General features: G+C 71.9%; 14 protein-coding genes. 8 read left to right on the top strand and 6 right to left on the bottom strand.

Annotation, left to right across the window (positions count from 1 at the left end):
* The 4 genes from G514_RS0100335 to G514_RS0100350 form a co-directional block, all read left to right on the top strand.
* Nucleotides 1-937 (top strand): alginate O-acetyltransferase AlgX-related protein (locus G514_RS0100335; RefSeq protein ID WP_211222004.1); only part of this gene is annotated, 937 nt, incomplete at its 5' end.
* A 10-nt stretch (nt 938-947) separates the two neighbouring features.
* The gene (locus G514_RS0100340; protein WP_028650145.1) at nt 948-2,009 is read left to right on the top strand and encodes an NAD-dependent epimerase/dehydratase family protein; all 1,062 of its coding nucleotides are present in this window, start codon (nt 948-950) and stop codon (nt 2,007-2,009) included.
* Nucleotides 2,009-3,265 (top strand): methyltransferase domain-containing protein, encoded by a 1,257-nt coding sequence (locus G514_RS28780; RefSeq protein WP_051246326.1) that lies wholly within the window; start codon nt 2,009-2,011, stop codon nt 3,263-3,265. Before G514_RS0100340 ends, G514_RS28780 begins: the two co-directional genes overlap by 1 nt.
* Nucleotides 3,266-3,478: 213 nt before the next feature.
* Nucleotides 3,479-3,808, top strand: a complete 330-nt coding sequence (locus G514_RS0100350) for a histone-like nucleoid-structuring protein Lsr2 (RefSeq protein ID WP_028650146.1) — start codon at nt 3,479-3,481, stop codon at nt 3,806-3,808.
* An 18-nt stretch (nt 3,809-3,826) separates the two neighbouring features.
* Here the strand turns inward: G514_RS0100350 and G514_RS0100355 are convergent, their stop codons facing one another.
* Entirely contained in the window at nt 3,827-4,927 is a 1,101-nt protein-coding gene (locus tag G514_RS0100355; protein WP_028650147.1) for an alginate O-acetyltransferase AlgX-related protein, read from the bottom strand.
* 207 nt (nt 4,928-5,134) lie between these two features.
* Between G514_RS0100355 and G514_RS23965 the strand changes: the two genes are divergently transcribed.
* Entirely contained in the window at nt 5,135-7,711 is a 2,577-nt protein-coding gene (locus tag G514_RS23965) for an ATP-dependent Clp protease ATP-binding subunit (protein ID WP_036563154.1), read from the top strand.
* 42 nt (nt 7,712-7,753) lie between these two features.
* On the opposite strand, the gene G514_RS0100370 is transcribed toward G514_RS23965, so the two are convergent.
* From G514_RS0100370 to G514_RS23970, 3 genes are all read right to left on the bottom strand, one after another.
* Nucleotides 7,754-8,842 carry an alginate O-acetyltransferase AlgX-related protein gene (locus G514_RS0100370; protein ID WP_028650148.1) on the bottom strand — a complete coding sequence of 363 codons (1,089 nt, stop codon included), beginning with the start codon at nt 8,840-8,842 and terminating at the stop codon, nt 7,754-7,756.
* A 122-nt stretch (nt 8,843-8,964) separates the two neighbouring features.
* Nucleotides 8,965-10,020: an alginate O-acetyltransferase AlgX-related protein gene (locus tag G514_RS0100375; protein WP_028650149.1), complete on the bottom strand. Its 1,056-nt coding sequence runs from the start codon at nt 10,018-10,020 to the stop codon at nt 8,965-8,967.
* A gap of 89 nt (nt 10,021-10,109) precedes the next feature.
* Entirely contained in the window at nt 10,110-10,979 is an 870-nt protein-coding gene (locus G514_RS23970) for an HhH-GPD family protein (protein WP_036563155.1), read from the bottom strand.
* 69 nt (nt 10,980-11,048) lie between these two features.
* Between G514_RS23970 and G514_RS0100385 the strand changes: the two genes are divergently transcribed.
* A complete protein-coding gene (locus tag G514_RS0100385) occupies nt 11,049-11,855 on the top strand; it encodes a hypothetical protein (RefSeq protein WP_028650150.1) in 807 nt (268 codons plus the stop codon).
* A gap of 15 nt (nt 11,856-11,870) precedes the next feature.
* Here the strand turns inward: G514_RS0100385 and disA are convergent, their stop codons facing one another.
* A complete protein-coding gene (gene disA / locus G514_RS0100390; RefSeq protein WP_028650151.1) occupies nt 11,871-12,950 on the bottom strand; it encodes a DNA integrity scanning diadenylate cyclase DisA in 1,080 nt (359 codons plus the stop codon).
* A 124-nt stretch (nt 12,951-13,074) separates the two neighbouring features.
* On the opposite strand from disA, the gene G514_RS0100395 reads away from it, so the two are divergent.
* Nucleotides 13,075-13,434, top strand: coding sequence for a phosphomannose isomerase type II C-terminal cupin domain (locus G514_RS0100395; protein WP_245582052.1), 360 nt, complete (start codon nt 13,075-13,077; stop codon nt 13,432-13,434).
* A 10-nt stretch (nt 13,435-13,444) separates the two neighbouring features.
* Here the strand turns inward: G514_RS0100395 and radA are convergent, their stop codons facing one another.
* Complete coding sequence (gene radA / locus G514_RS23975; protein WP_051246328.1) at nt 13,445-14,872, bottom strand: DNA repair protein RadA; 1,428 nt, start codon at nt 14,870-14,872, stop codon at nt 13,445-13,447.
* 188 nt (nt 14,873-15,060) lie between these two features.
* Between radA and G514_RS0100405 the strand changes: the two genes are divergently transcribed.
* Entirely contained in the window at nt 15,061-16,077 is a 1,017-nt protein-coding gene (locus G514_RS0100405; RefSeq protein ID WP_245582053.1) for a LacI family DNA-binding transcriptional regulator, read from the top strand.
* Nucleotides 16,078-16,079: the final 2 nt, after the last annotated feature.

Here is a 16,079-nt window from a genome sequence, read left to right on the forward strand (position 1 = left end):
CCGGGCCGCGAAGAGCGAGAAGACCTACGCCAGGGCGCTCGCGAAGGAGAAGCCCGGCTACGTCCGCGGCAAGAACGGCTGGCTGTTCTTCACCGACTACCAGGCGCAGAACTTCTCCCAGGCGCTCGGCCGGGTCACGCAGACGCCCAAGCAGGAGCGGTCCTGGGCCAACCTGTTCAAGAAGCAGGCCAAGGCGGTCAAGAAGGCCGGCGGCAAGTACTACGTCGTCGTCATGCCGGCCAACTGGGACATCTACCCCCAGAAGCTGCCGACCTGGGCGCAGCGGCTGCGTGGCACCACCTCGCTCGAGAAGCTCATGAAGGACCACCCCGAGCTGCCCTGGATCGACACGCGCAAGGCCCTGCAGAAGGCCGCCAAGAAGCACGACACCTACGAGCCGCTCAACAGCCACTGGACCCGCTACGGCGGCTACGTGGCCTGGAAGGCGATCACCAAGTGCCTGCGGGCCAACGACCCGGCCCTGGGCGCGGTCACCGTTCCCCCGATCAGCGGCGTCGGCATCGAGGCCAACTCCAACGAGTTCGCGGCCGACGGCGTGGCCGACGGCAAGCCGCGGCGCACCTACCCCGTCTACACGGGGGCGCACCCGTCCTACACCGTCACCCACATCCCCGACGGCGCCACGGTGCCGTTCCGGCCCGACGACTCGGTCGACATGACCGACCTCCCGATCCGCACGTCGACCACCGGCGCGCAGTCGCCGCTCAAGCTGCTGGCGCTGCGCGACTCGACCGGCAGCGCACTCTCGCCGCTGTGGAGCTGGTCGTTCGGCACGACGGTCCAGTATGCCCACGAGATCGGCAACCTCCCCACGGTCAAGCCGACCCCCCTGGCGCAGGTCCTGGCCGCGGAGCACCCCGACGTGGTTCTGTTCGTCATGACCGAGCGCTACCTCGCCCTCCCGCCGAAGTCCTGAGGAGGCCCACGTGACGACCTGCCTGGTGACGGGCGGGGCCGGCTTCATCGGCTGCGCCCTGTCCTCGGTCCTGCCCGAGCACTTCGACCGCGTGGTGGCGCTCGACAACATGCACCCGCAGGTGCACGAGTCGCCGGAGCGGCCCGCCGCGCTCGACGAGCGGGTCGAGCTGGTCGTCGGCGACGTCACCTCCGCCGCCGACTGGGACGCGCTGCTGGCCGATGTGAAGCCGACCGTGGTGGTCCACCTCGCCGCGGAGACCGGCACCGCGCAGTCGCTCACCGAGGCCACCCGGCACGCCCTGGTCAACGTCGTGGGCACCACCGAGATGCTCGATGCGCTCGTCCGTCACGACGCGCTGCCGGAGAAGGTCGTGCTGACCTCGTCGCGCGCGGTCTACGGCGAGGGGGCCTGGGCCGCGGCGGACGGCAGCCTGACCTACCCCGGCCAGCGCAGCGACGCCATGCTCGAGGCCGGCCAGTGGGACTTCCCGGGGCTCACGCCCACGCCGTTCGAGTCCTCCCGCGTGACGCCGACGCCGACCAGCGTCTACGGCTCCACCAAACTGGCCCAGGAGAACGTGCTCACGTCCTGGTGCCTGGCGCTCAACGTGACGCCCGTGCTCTACCGGCTCCAGAACGTCTATGGCCCCGGCCAGTCGCTGAGCAACCCCTACACCGGCATCGTCTCGTTCTTCGCCCAGCGCGCGAAGGCCGGCGAGGTCATCCCGGTCTACGAGGACGGCCAGATCATCCGCGACTTCGTCTACATCGACGACGTCGCCCGGGCGATCGTGCAGGGCGTCCTGCACTCCGGTGCCAACCGGCACGCCTACGACATCGGCTCGGGCGAGGGCACGAGCATCATGCGGCTCGCCGAGCTGATCGCCGAGAACTACGGCGCGCCCGCCCCGCAGGTCAACGGGATGTTCCGCAACGGTGACGTCCGCGCTGCCAGCTGCGACATCTCGGCGGCCGAGGCGGCACTCGACTGGCACCCGCAGGTCATGGTCGAGGAGGGCGTGCGCCGCCTGTGCACCTTCATCGACTCGGTTCTCGACAGCCGGGTCTGATGACCGACGCTCCGGAGACCCCGGGCCAGGTCGAGGCGCCCGGCGTCGAGCCGGAGGTCGAGCCGGGGGTCGAGACGGCCGACGCGGCGCCGGGCGGCCCGCCCGACCAGACGGCGGAGGTCGAGCGCCGGCGTCCTCTCTACTGGGAGCTGGGCGATTTCGGCCAGGGTCGCGGGCTGGAGATCGGGCCGCTGCACCGCGCCCTGGTCCGCCGCGACGAGGCGGACGTGCGCTACCTCGACGTCCGCGACCGGGCCGGTCTCGTCGAGTGGTACACCGAGATGGACCCCGACGTGGTCGTCGAGGACATCGTCGAGGTCGACTACGTCCTGATCCAGCCGGACGGCCGCACCGTCACGATGGTGGAGGCGGCGCGCGAGGGTGCGCCGTTCGACTGGGTGATGGCCTCGCACGTCGTGGAGCACGTCCCCGACCTCATCGGGTGGCTGGCCGAGCTGGCCGAGCTCGTCGCCGACGACGGGCGGGTGGTGCTGGCCGTCCCCGACCGGCGCTTCACCTTCGACGCCTACCGGCCGCTGACCACGGTCGGCCAGATGGTCCAGGCGCACCTCGACGGCGACACCCGTCCCTCGACGCGCGCGGTCTACGACCACTACGCCGGCACGGTCGACTACAACCACGGCAACCTGTGGCGCGGCGAGCGACCGTTCTTCGACGGCCCGCGGTTCGGGGCCGCGATCGCGGAGGAGCAGCTCGAGCGCACGCTGGCGGGGGAGTACGTCGACAGCCACGTCTGGCTGTTCACCCCCGACAGCCTCCTGCGCCAGCTCCGCGAGCTGCGGTTGAGCGGGCGGTCGGAGTGGTTCGTCGACGCGATCGTGCCGACACCGCGCGACGAGATCGAGTTCCGGGTGCGCCTGCGTCGGATCCCCCGGGGTGCCGACGCGACCGTCGAGGACCTTCCCGGCGAGATCGTCGCCGAGGGCGATCGTCCCGAGTGGGTCGAGCAGCAGGCCAGCTGGCACCGCACCGACACCCTCGAGGACCGCATCTCGACCCTCGAGGCGCTGCTGGAGCACGCCCAGGCCAGCCAGGCGCTGGCCGAGCGCCGTCTGGAGCAGCTCCGCGTCAAGGTCGACCGCGACAAGGACAAGCAGCGCCAGAAGGTGGCGAGGCTGCGCAGCGAGCTGAAGGCCGCCACCTCGACGATCGCCGAGCTGCGCGAGCAGCAGGCTGCGCCCGAGCCGGGCCTCGTCGACAAGCTGGCGCGCCGGCTGCCGCGCCGCGGCCGCTGATATCCGCGGCGACGCATTCGACGCGCATTTGAAGAAGTGGCGAGAATTGCGTTTCGCCGATTGACGTCAAGCGCTGCTTGATAAAAGGCGGCGCAATTCAGGGCGACGTTCTTTGTGTGTCATCATTGCTCCGGCATTTGCAATGTCCTTTTCGCGTCGACGCAATTCGCGACGCCCGCACATTCCTATTTCCCGAACCGGAGGCCGCATTCCATGGCGCAGAAGGTGCACATCGTCCTCGAGGACGACCTCGACGGCAGTGACGCCACCCAGACCGTTTCGTTCGCCCTCGACGGCACGTCCTACGAGATCGACCTGAACGACAAGAACGCCTCCGCACTGCGCGACGCGATGGCGACCTACGTCGGCCACGCCCGCAAGGTGACCGCCGGCCGCCGCGGCCGGCGCTCGTCCGCGGCCTCCAGCAACGGCGGCCACAGCGCCAAGGAGATCCGCGACTGGGCCCGCTCCAACGGGCACGACGTCCCCGAGCGGGGCCGCATCCCCGCGTCGGTCCGCGAGGCCTTCGACGCCGCTCACTGAGCGACGACGGGCCGCTCGTCAGGAGCGCTCGGCGAGCGCCTGCTGCAGCGTCTTCCGGAAGGACGGCTGCAACAGGACGCTCCGCCCGACGTAGCGCTGGACGACCTCCAGCACCACGGTGTCCGCCTCGGCCATCGCTGCGGCGATCTCGTCGAGGCTGGCCAGCCCGATCCACAGGAACCGGCCGTGCCTGAACAGCGGCCGCAGGCTCTCCAGCGCCGTGAACGTGAACGAGTCGCCGACCAGCAGTGACCTGCCCCGCCAGGTCCGCGCCGCCGGCCGCGACTCCCACGACTGGTCGGCCCAGCCCGGAGCGGCCGGGTCCTCGGCGCCTGACGGCCCCTCGGCGACCCGCACCCGGGTCGTCGTGCGTCGGGCCGGGGCGGTCTCCCTCACGTCGTAGATGCCCTGCAGCTGCATGAGGTCGGGGAGGATCGTGCGGCGCGCGGGCGCGTACCGCTGTCGCTTGGCCAGCCGGAGGTCGAGCCGACGCGCGACCTGGAACGCGTAGCGGGTGCTGGCGACCGTGGTCCAGTGCGTGTCCATGTGCCAGTAGAGCTGGACCCCACGGGCGGCCATGCGCGCCAGCCGGGCCCGCATCGCGATGAAATCGGCGTCTCTGAAGGCGTCGAGGGCGGCTGCCTGGTGGCGCAGCCCTGACCGGTCGCACGAGCCGTGGGGGAGACCGGCGAGCTCGCCGGGCAGGACTCCGGACTTGTTGGGCGCCACCGAGAAGAGGACGCGCTTGCCGGCGGCGCGCAGCATCCGCGCGAACGCCCGCATCCTGCGCAGCCCCAGGTCGAACTGCTCGCCGTCGAGGCAGGCGGAGTCGAAGTCCTCGCCGTAGAAGAGGTAGCCGTCGCGGCCCTCCACGCTCATCGGTGCCGGGAGGTACGCCGCACCGCGACCACTGACGAGCCGGCCATAGGGACCCTGGGCGCGGGCGACGGTCGCCGGGCCCACCCCGGACCGGTGGTCGAGCACGGGCGCGTGCGCCCGCCCGGGGTCGCGAGGGGCGGCCGGCGCTCCGGTCGCCTCGACGCCGACCACGCCGACCACGCCGAGCGCCAGCGTCACCGCGGTGAGCAGCGCGGCCAGCGAAGGGAGCGGCCTCGACACGATGCAGTCCTCGAGTGGGTGGGAGCGGGGGAAGGAGGCCCGAACGGGCCATGTGAGGGTACGTCATCGCGGTCGCGCCCCGACGGGAGAACGCCGTCGCCGCGCTTGTTCGCTGATAGCGGATCCTCTCGTGTGCCTGCCGGGAACGCGTAGGCTGGCAGCGGGGTTGTCCCGAGCGACCCCACACACGCTTTCGAGGAGACACGCATGTTCGAGCGGTTCACGGACCGAGCCCGTCGGGTGGTCGTGCTGGCCCAGGAAGAGGCCCGCATGCTCTCCCACAACTACATCGGGACCGAGCACATCCTGCTCGGCCTCATCCACGAGGGCGAGGGTGTGGCCGCGAAGGCGCTCGAGAGCCTCGACATCTCCCTCGAGGCCGTCCGCGCCCAGGTCGAGGAGATCATCGGCCAGGGCCAGCAGGCCCCGTCCGGCCACATCCCCTTCACGCCGCGTGCCAAGAAGGTCCTCGAGCTCTCGCTGCGCGAGGCGCTGCAGCTCGGCCACTCCTACATCGGCACCGAGCACATCCTGCTCGGCCTGATCCGCGAGGGCGAGGGCGTCGCGGCCCAGGTGCTGCAGAAGCTCGGCGCCGACCTCAACCGGGTCCGCCAGCAGGTCATCCAGCTGCTCTCCGGCTTCCAGGGCAAGGAGTCGACGGCCTCGGCGGCCGCGGCCGCCGGTGGCGGCGACGCGCCGTCGTCGTCGCTGGTGCTCGACCAGTTCGGGCGCAACCTGACCCAGGACGCCCGCGAGGGCAAGCTCGACCCGGTGATCGGGCGCGAGCAGGAGATCGAGCGGGTCATGCAGATCCTGTCGCGCCGCACGAAGAACAACCCTGTCCTCATCGGCGAGCCCGGCGTCGGCAAGACCACGATCGTCGAGGGGCTGGCCCAGGACATCGTCAAGGGCAACGTGCCCGAGACGCTCAAGGACAAGCAGATCTACACCCTCGACCTCGGTGCGCTGGTCGCCGGCTCGCGCTACCGCGGTGACTTCGAGGAGCGGCTCAAGAAGGTCCTCAAGGAGATCCGCACCCGCGGAGACATCGTGCTGTTCATCGACGAGATCCACACCCTCGTCGGCGCCGGTGCGGCCGAGGGCGCGATCGACGCCGCCAGCATCCTCAAGCCGATGCTGGCCAGGGGCGAGCTGCAGACCATCGGCGCCACCACCCTCGACGAGTACCGCAAGTACCTCGAGAAGGACGCCGCGCTGGAGCGCCGCTTCCAGCCGATCCAGGTCGCCGAGCCCTCGATCGCGCACACGATCGAGATGCTCAAGGGCCTGCGCGACCGCTACGAGGCCCACCACCGCGTCACGATCACCGACGAGGCGCTGGTCTCGGCGGCGACGCTGGCCGACCGCTACATCTCCGACCGGTTCCTTCCCGACAAGGCCATCGACCTGATCGACGAGGCCGGCTCGCGGCTCCGCATCCGCCGGATGACCGCGCCGGCCGACCTGCGCGAGTACGACGACAAGATCGGCGACGTCCGCCAGCGCAAGGAGGCGGCGATCGACGGACAGGACTTCGAGGCCGCGGCGCGCCTGCGCGACGAGGAGAAGCAGCTGATCCTCAAGAAGTCCGAGCGCGAGAAGCAGTGGCGCGCGGGCGACATGGACGAGGTCGCCGAGGTCGACGAAGAGCTCATCGCCGAGGTCCTCGCCGTGGCCACCGGCATCCCGATCGTCAAGCTCTCCGAGGAGGAGTCGACCCGGCTGCTCAAGATGGAGGACGAGCTGCACAAGCGGGTCATCGGCCAGGAGGAGGCCGTCAGGGCGCTCTCCCGGGCGATCCGGCGCACGCGGGCGGGCCTCAAGGACCCCAAGCGCCCCGGCGGGTCGTTCATCTTCGCCGGCCCCTCGGGCGTCGGCAAGACGTGGCTCTCGAAGTCGCTGGCCGAGTTCCTGTTCGGCGACGAGGACGCGCTGATCCAGCTCGACATGAGCGAGTACGGCGAGAAGCACACGGTCTCGCGGCTGTTCGGGTCGCCTCCGGGCTACGTCGGCTACGAGGAGGGCGGCCAGCTCACCGAGAAGGTGCGACGCAAGCCGTTCTCGGTCGTCCTGTTCGACGAGGTCGAGAAGGCGCACCCCGACATCTTCAACAGCCTGCTGCAGATCCTCGAGGAAGGTCGCCTGACCGACTCGCAGGGCCGGGTGGTCGACTTCAAGAACACCGTGATCATCATGACCACCAACCTCGGCACCAAGGACATCGCCAAGGGCGTCCACCTCGGGTTCAACCAGAGCGGCGACTCGGCGGGCTCCTACGAGCGGATGAAGAACAAGGTCCAGGACGAGCTCAAGCAGCACTTCCGTCCCGAGTTCCTCAACCGCGTCGACGAGATCATCGTGTTCCCGCCGCTGACGCAGGAGCAGATCGTCCACATGGTCGACAACATGATCGCATCGGTCGAGCTGCGGATGCGTGACCGCGACATGCGCATCGAGCTCACCCAGGCGGCCAAGAACCTCCTGGCCGAGCGCGGGTTCGACCCGGTGCTGGGCGCCCGCCCGCTGCGTCGCACGGTCCAGCGCGAGATCGAGGACATCCTCGCCGAGAAGATGCTCTACGGCGAGGTCGGCCCCGGTCAGATCGTGCTGGTCGACGTGGAGGGCGAGGGCCCGACGGCGAGCTTCACGTTCTCCGGCCAGAAGGTCGGCGAGCTGCCCGACCTGCCGCCGTTCGAGCCGGCCGGCGTGGGCGAGGCCCTCGGCGACCCGGCCGAGGGTGAGCCGGGCCCGGTGGACGTGCCGAAGTCACCCGACCACGACTGACGTCACAGCCGCTGCTGCTGGCCCCCGCCGATCCGGCGGGGGTCAGCTGCTCTTCAGGGGGTGGTGGCGCAGGTATCGGCGGACTTCGCGCCGCAGGTCCTTCGAACCCATCTCGCTGCGCTGGACCAGGAACTGCGCGACCTCGATGACCACGGTGCGCGAGGAGCCGAGGGCCGCCAGCAGGTCGGGCCGCGTGAAGTGGCCGATCCACATGAAGTGGCCGTGGCGGAAGATCGGCCGGATCGTGCCGAGGGCGTACTGCGTGAACGAGTCGCCGATCAGGAGCGTCCTGCCCTTGATGGTCTTGCGGGCCGGAGTGGAGATCCACTCGTGGTCGGTGACGAGCTGCGGGAGGCCGCTCCACTCGGTGCTGCCCGGTGCGGTGCGGACCTTGACGCCCCGGCCGGGCTCGACCGCGGGCGCCGTCTCGGTCGCGTCGCTGGCCATCGACTCGCTGAAGATGCCGAGGATCGTCTGGGTGGTCGCGACCAGCCGCTGGGCGGCGGCGACCCGCGGGTCGAGCGCCGCGGCGAGCTGTCCGCTGTAGACCGAGCCGCCCACCGTCGTCCAGTGGGGGTCGGTCTTCCAGTAGGCCTGGACCGGGCTGCGGACGAGGAGCTTGCGCAGCGGCAGGTAGCGCCGGTCGGAGTAGTGGTCGAGGACCTTGGCCTGCTGCTGGAGCCCGACCGTGTCGCAGGCGCCGTGTGGGAGCGTCTCGCGCCGGATGTACCTGTTCTCCACCATCGACTTGTTGGGTGCCACCGTGAACACCACGCGGCGTCCGGACTTGCGGATCACCTGGGCGAGCTGGGCCAGGTGCTTGAGGCCCTTGCGCAGCTTGGTGCCGTAGTGGCAGGCCATGTCGAAGTCGGGTCCGTAGAACAGCATGCCCTTGCGGCCCTTGACGACGATCGGGGCGAGCGGGTAGCTGTTGCCGTCGAGGCCGAGGACCTGGCCGCTCCGCGGGCTGCGGGTGAGCCGGTAGTCGGGGTCCGGGATCGCTGTCGACGTCTCGTGCGCACCCTTCGGGACGTCGGGCCGCGGGTCGGCGTGCGCGCCGTCCAGGACGAGCAGCGGCACGAGCACGCCACAGCACAGGGCGGCGATCAGGGCGCGGAGACGCAGCGACATGGGGGAACCTTCGCGAGAACGGACGCTGCGCAAACTACTTCAGGCACGGGCGGTGTGCGACATCCTCGCCCGGTCGGGCGAGGACGTGTCGCCCGGGCATCCGCCCGGCCGGCCTGCGGTCGTCAGCGCAGGGTGCGGCGTACCTGGGCGCGGAACGCCTTGGTGCCCAGCAGGCTGCTCGAGACGAAGCGCTGCACCACCTCGATGACGACCGTGTCGGAGGCCACGAGGCTCTGGGCGATGTAGTCGAGATTCTCCTGGGTGATCCAGACGAAGTGGCCCTTGTGGAACAGCGGCCGCAGCGTGCTGAGCCCCACGAAGCTGTAGGAGTCGCCGATCAGCACCGTCTTGCCGCGCAGCGTCTTCTTGCGCGGCGACGAGGTCCAGGTCTGCTGCAGCTCGACGTTGGGGTCGGGCGGCCCGATGCGGACCGACACGTTGTTGGTGGGGACCACCGCCTGGGCCGTCTCCGGCTGCGGGATGCCGAGCAGCGAGAAGAGGTCGCCCTGGAACTCCGCCTGGGTCAGGGCGTAGCGCTGCCGGCCCGCGAGCTTCTTGTCGAGCCTGGCGGCGAGGCGCTCGGCGAAGATCGACGACCCGACCGACGTCCAGTGGGTGTCGGTCTTCCAGTAGGTCTCGCGCGGGTCCTTCGAGAGCGCCCTGCGCAGCGGGAGGTAGTTGCGGTTGCCGTAGTCGTCCAGCAGGTCGTCCTGGCGCTCGAGGCCCAGTCGCGTGCACGCACCGTGCGGCAGGCCGACCCAGTCGATCTGGTCGTCGTAGATCGAGGTCTTGTTGGGGGCGACGGTGAGCACGACCCGGCGGCCGGTGCTCTCGATGAGCTTGGCCAGCTTGGCCAGACGCCGCAGGCCCTGCTTGAACCTGGCGCCATCGGCGCAGGCCGTGTCGAAGTCGGGGCCGTAGAAGACCTGGCCGTCCCAGCCGCCCACGACCATCGGTGCGTACTCGTAGAGCAGCCCGTCGGCTCCCTGGAAGCTGCCGCTGGCCTGCGGCGAGGTCACCACTCCCTGGGCGTCCCGGGCGAGGTAGGTGGGCAGCTCGGCGCGCCCGTCGTGGCCGCGAGGGTGGTGGGGCTCGGCCGCGGCGCCGTTGCCGGCGGTCGCGAGCAGGGCCAGTGCTGCCAGGCCGGAGACGAGCGTCGGCCAGCGGAGGTGGGGCATGAAGGGGAGGACTTTCAGATCGAGGGGGCTCGTAGCACGGTAGCTGCGGACCGACGTTCGCGCGGTCGAATCGCCCCCATTGTGCCGGGTCAGGCCGGCAGGCCCCAGGACGGCCCCGTCCGCGCGGCGAGACCGTCGGACACCAGCGTCTCGAGGCACCGCGACCGCTGGGCGTCGTCGTGGGGCCAGGCGGCCTCGAGCACGCTCGCGTGCACCGGTCCGTCGGCCTCGCGGAGGACCGCCATCAGCCGCCCGCGGCACTGGCGGTCGGTGCCGGCCCAGGCCTGCGTGCGCCGGGGCGGGCCGGCGTACGCCGGGTGGCCGGCCGCCCGCCACGCGCAGAGGTGCGCCACCGGGCAGTCCGCGCAGCGCGGCCGGGCGGCCGTGCACGCGAGCGCGCCGAGCTCCATGACCGCCACGGCCCAGGTGGCGGCTGTGGCGTCGTCGTCGGGGAGCAGCGAGGCGGCCAGGTCGCGCTCGGCCCGGGTCACCGAGCTGCCGGGGAGCTCCACGCCGGCGACCACCCGCGCCAGCACCCGGCGCACGTTGGTGTCGAGGACGACGTGGCGACGCCCGAACGCGAACGACGCGACCGCGGCGGCCGTGTAGTCGCCGACGCCCGGCAGGGTCAGGAGGTCGTCGTAGGAGTCGGGGACCTCGCCGCCGTGGCGCTCCACGATGGCGACGGCGGCCGCGTGCAGCCGCAGCGCCCGGCGCGGGTAGCCGAGCCGGCCCCACGCCCGCACGGCCTCGCCGGCCGGTTCCGCGGCGAGCGCCGCCGGCGTCGGCCAGCGCTCCATCCAGGCGTCGTGCACCGGGAGCACCCGCGCGACCGGCGTCTGCTGCAGCATCAGCTCGGAGACGAGGACCGACCAGGCCGAGGCCTCCGGGCGGCGCCACGGCAGGTCGCGGGCGTGGTCGGCGTACCACTGCAGGACCGGCCGGTGGAGGGGGTGCATCGGACCAGACGCTAACCCGTGCGGCGTGGGTACCCCACCCGGCCGGGCTCGCGCCCTACCGTGCCGGGCATGGCTGCGAGCACGCGTGGTCCCCTGCCCCCGGGGGTCTACTGGCGTCGCCGGCTCGCGGTGCTCAGCGTGGCGCTGGTGGTCTTCCTCGGCGTCGGCAAGGTGCTGAACCACGGGAGCGACGGCTCGTCGGACGACGACAAGGCCGAGCAGGTGGGTGCCGCGACGCTGACCAGCCCGACCGCGACCGTCCCCGCCGACGAGCCCACGAAGAAGGGCGGGAAGGGTCGCGGAGGCAAGGGCCACGGCGGCAAAGGTCACGGTGGCAAGGGGCACGGCGGCAAGGGCGACCAGACGCCCCCGCCGACCCCCACCCCCACGCCGACCCCGACGCTGCCCGACCCGACCGGGCCGTGCGCCGACGACGACGTCTTCATCACGCCGACGATCCCCACGCCGATCGGCGGCTCCGACATCACGGTGCTGCTCAACCTGCAGACCAGGACGACCGCCGCCTGCACCTGGCACGTCTCCCCGGAGACGGTGACCATGCACATCGTCTCGGGCCGCGACCAGATCTGGCGCAGCGAGCAGTGTCCCGACGCCATCGTCCCCCAGGACGTCGTCGTGCGCCTCGCCTCGGTGACGCAGGTGCCGGTGGTGTGGAACTCGCGCCGCTCCGACGAGGACTGCTCCGACCGGACGGCGTGGGCGCTGCCCGGCTACTACCACGTGAAGGCGACGGCCCTCGGCGGCGAGCCGACCGACGTCCAGTTCGAGCTGCTGGCCCCGGCGCCGCCCACGGTCACCGCGACGGCCGACCCGAAGGGCGGCAAGCACGACAACAAGGGCAACAACGGCCGGTAGCAGCCGCCGCCCCAGTCAGACGTAGCGTTCGAGGATCGTCGACTCGGCCAGGCGCGAGAGACCCTCGCGGACGCTGCGGGCGCGCAGCTCGCCGACGCCCTCGACCACCTGGAGGTCCTCCACGCCCGCCGACAGCAGCTTCTGGAGGGTGCCGAAGTGGTCGACGAGCCGGTCGACCACCGCCCCCGGGAGGCGCGGCACCTTCGCGAGCAGCCGGTAGCCGCGCGGGGCCACCGCACCGTCGAGGTGCTCGACGCTGCCGAGGCCGAGCACGCGGGCGGCCGACGCGGGGTCGACCAGCTCGGTGGCGGTCAGGGCTTCCAGGCGCTGGAGCAGGACCTCGGGCCGCTTGCCGCGCCGACCGCCCGGGACGTAGTCGCGGATCACCAGCTCGCGCTCGACGTCGACGCCGGTGATGAGCTCCTCGAGCTGGAGGGCGAGCAGCCGGCCGTCGGTGCCGAGCTCGAGCACGTAGTCCTCGATCTCGCGCGCGATCCGGGTGACCATCTCCAGCCGCTGCGCGACGACCGCGACGTCGCGGACCGTGACGAGGTCCTCGATCTCGAGCGCGGAGAGCGTGCTGGAGACCTCGTCGAGCCGCAGCTTGTAGCGCTCCAGAGTCGCCAGCGCCTGGTTGGCGCGCGCGAGGATCTGGCCGCCGTCCTCGAGCACGTGGCGGGTCTCCGCGACGTACGCCGCGATGATCTGCATCGACTGCGAGACCGAGATGACCGGGAACCCGGTCTGGCGGGCGACCCGGTCGGCGGTGCGGTGGCGGGTGCCGGTCTCCTCCGAGGGGATCGTGTGGTCGGGCATCAGGTGCACGGCGGCCTTGAGGATCCGGGTGATGTCGCGGTCGACGATGATCGCGCCGTCCATCTTGGCCAGCTCGCGCAGCCCGGTCGCGGTGAAGGGCACGTCGAGGTCGAAGCCGCCCGTGGCGATCGAGTCGACGGTGCGGTCGTTGCCGAGCACGATGAGGGCGCCGGTGCGTCCGCGCAGGATCCGCTCGAGGCCGTCACGCAGCGACGTGCCGGGCGCGATCGCCTGGAGGGTCGCGCGCAGGCGCAGCACCTCGTCGGACCGTTCTGCCATGGCGCACCTCCTCGTGGGCTCCGGGTGCAGCCTAAGGCGTCCGGGGGCCGACGACGTCCGGCGCGAGCGACCGCTTGTCGAGTTCCGGGCTTGGCGTGCTGACGCACTGGTTAGGATTTCGGCCGTGACCACCTCCGAGACCCGCCCCTGGGGCTCCTGGCACGTCCTCGACGAGGGTGACGGCTGGAAGGTCAAGCGGATCGTGGTCGACCCCGGGTGCCGGCTGTCCTACCAGCGCCACGAGCTCCGCTCTGAGCACTGGGTGGTGGTCACGGGCGTCGCGACCTGCACCGTCGACGACGCGACGGTGGTGCTGAAGCCCGGCGCGACCGTCGACGTCGAGGTCGGGCAGGCGCACCGCATCGCCAATGAGGGCGACGAGCAGCTGGTGATCATCGAGGTGCAGCGCGGCTCCTACACCGGCGAGGACGACATCGTGCGCCTCGAGGACGACTACGGCCGGGCCGACCTGACGCACAGCTGACCAGCACGTCCTAGCGGTAGTCGTCGTCGGCGGCGCGCAGGGGAGCGCGCCCGCCCTCCTGGGTGAGCTGGAGCAGTCGCAGCGCCGAGGCGACGTCGGGGACGTCGAGCACGCGCATGCCGTCGACGACCCACGACTCCGGCGAGCGCGGGCCGGTCTTGCTGCGGTCGGTCGGGACGACCGCGACCCGGAATCCGAGCCGGGCGGCCTCGGCGAGCCGCTGGGGCAGGTCGCGCACCCGACGCAGCTCGCCCGCGAGGCCGATCTCGCCCATCGCCACCACGCCGGACGGTGGGGCGACCCCGAGGGTGGCCGAGCCGATCGCGACGGCGACCGCGAGGTCGCTGGCGGGCTCGTGCAGGCGCGCGCCGCCGACCGTGGAGGCGAAGACGTCGTGGGAGTGCAGCCGGATGTGGCAGTGCTGCTGGAGCACCGCGAGCACCATCGCGATGCGCGCGGAGTCGAGCCCCGACGTCGTGCGTCGCGGGCGCTCCAGCGGCGACGGCGTGACCAGCGCCTGGACCTCGGCGAGCAGCGGCCGGCGCCCCTCCATCGTCACGGCCACGCAGGTGCCGGCGACCCGGCCGGTCTGGTGCTCGACGAACAGGCCGGTGGGGTCGGTGACCGCGGTGATGCCCTCGGGCCCGAGGTCGAAGCAGCCGACCTCGTCGACCGGTCCGAAGCGGTTCTTCATGGCGCGGACCATGCGGAACCGCGAGTTGCGGTCGCCCTCGAAGTGGAGCACCACGTCGACGAGGTGCTCGAGCACGCGCGGCCCGGCGATCGCGCCGTCCTTGGTGACGTGGCCGACGAGGACGGTGGTGATGTTGCGGGTCTTGGCGACGCGGATCAGCGCGGCCGCGACCTCCTTGACCTGGGTGACGCCGCCGGGGACGCCATCGAGCCCCGAGGCGCCGATCGTCTGGACCGAGTCGACGACCAGCAGCGTCGGCCGGACCTCCTCGATGTGGGTGAGCACCGCCCCGAGGTCGGTCTCGGCGGCGAGGTAGAGCTCGTCGTGGACGCCGTTGGTGCGGTCGGCGCGGAGGCGGACCTGGGAGGCGGACTCCTCGCCGGTGACGTAGAGGACCCGACGCCGGACCCGCGCGGTCTGCGCCGCGACCTCGAGCAGCAGCGTGCTCTTGCCGACGCCGGGCTCGCCGGCCAGCAGGATCGCCGCGCCCGGCACCAGCCCGCCGCCGAGGACGCGGTCGAGCTCGGGCACGCCGGAGGTCTGGGACGTCGACTCCTCGACCGAGACGGTGCCGATGGGGACGGCCGGCACGGTCACGGGTCCGGCCGAGGCGCGCGAGGTGGGGGCGGACGCCTCGGCGACCGAGCCCCAGGCCTGGCACTCGCCGCAGCGGCCGACCCACTTGGCGGTCTCCCACCCGCACTCGGTGCAGCGGTAGGCGGGACGCGTCGTGGTCTTGGGCACGGGAGCAACCTAGGCGGCCCCGCCGACAGCGCCCGGGAGCCGCTCCGCGGCGGCATCCTGCGGGACCGCACCCTTGCGGGTGAGCCTCGCGATATCCTCACTTGGAACGATCCAGAGCGCACGGATCCCGGTCATTCAGTCGAGCAGTGGGGGGAGGGGCGGTGCCGCACACGATGAGCCGTCCGCCGGTGAACCCGCCCACGCTGGCCGACGTCGCCGAGCGCGCCGGAGTCTCGCGCCAGACCGTCTCCAACGCCGTCAACAACCCCGACCTGCTCCGCGAGGACACCCTCCGCCGGGTGCAGCAGGCGATCGCCGAGCTCGGCTACCTGCCCAACCGCGCCGCCCGCAACCTGCGCACCCGCGCGAGCCACCTCATCGGCCTGCCGATCAAGGCGGCCGAGGAGGGCACGGCCAACGCCGCGATGGACCGCTTCGTCCACTCGCTCGTCGACTCCTCGCGCGAGGCCGGCTACCACGTGCTGCTCTTCTCCGGCACCCGCACCGGCAAGGCCGAGGACGAGCTGCCGGCCTACGACGACCTGCTGCGCTCCACCGCGGTCGACGCGTTCGTCGTCACCGACACCTACCTCGGCAACCCGCAGGCGGCGTGGCTGCACCAGCGGCGCGCGCCGTTCGTGGCCTTCGGCCGGCCCTGGAACGACGACGCCGCGCGGCACCCGTGGGTCGACGTCGACGGCGCGGCCGGCGCCGACATGGCGACCTCCCACCTGATCGAGCGCGGCCACCACCGCATCGCCTGGATCGGCTGGCGCAAGGACTCCCTGCTCGGCGAGGACCGTCGCGCCGGCTGGTCGCGCGCGATGCGCTCGCGCGACATCCCCACGGCCGGGCTCGCCTCGCGCGTCGAGGACACCGTCGCCTCCGGCAAGGAGGCGAGCGCCGTCCTGCTCGACGAGGCGCAGCCCTCGGCGTTCGTCTGCGCCTCCGACACCCTCGCGATGGGCGTGCTCCACACGCTGGCCGAGCGCGGTCTGCGCGCCGGCCAGGACGTCGCCGTGACCGGCTTCGACGACTCCCAGGTCGCCCAGACCGTGCCGCCCGGCCTGACCTCGGTGCGGCTGCCGCTCGAGGAGGTCGCCATCGAGGTCGTGAAGGCCCTCGAAGGACTGCTCCACACGCCCCCGGTCGTCACCCCCGGCGTGCTGCTCACGCCCACCCTCGTGGTCCGTGGGTCGAGCTAGCG

It is taken from the genome of Nocardioides halotolerans DSM 19273 (genome assembly GCF_000422805.1).
Classification (GTDB): Bacteria; Actinomycetota; Actinomycetes; order Propionibacteriales; family Nocardioidaceae; genus Nocardioides; species Nocardioides halotolerans.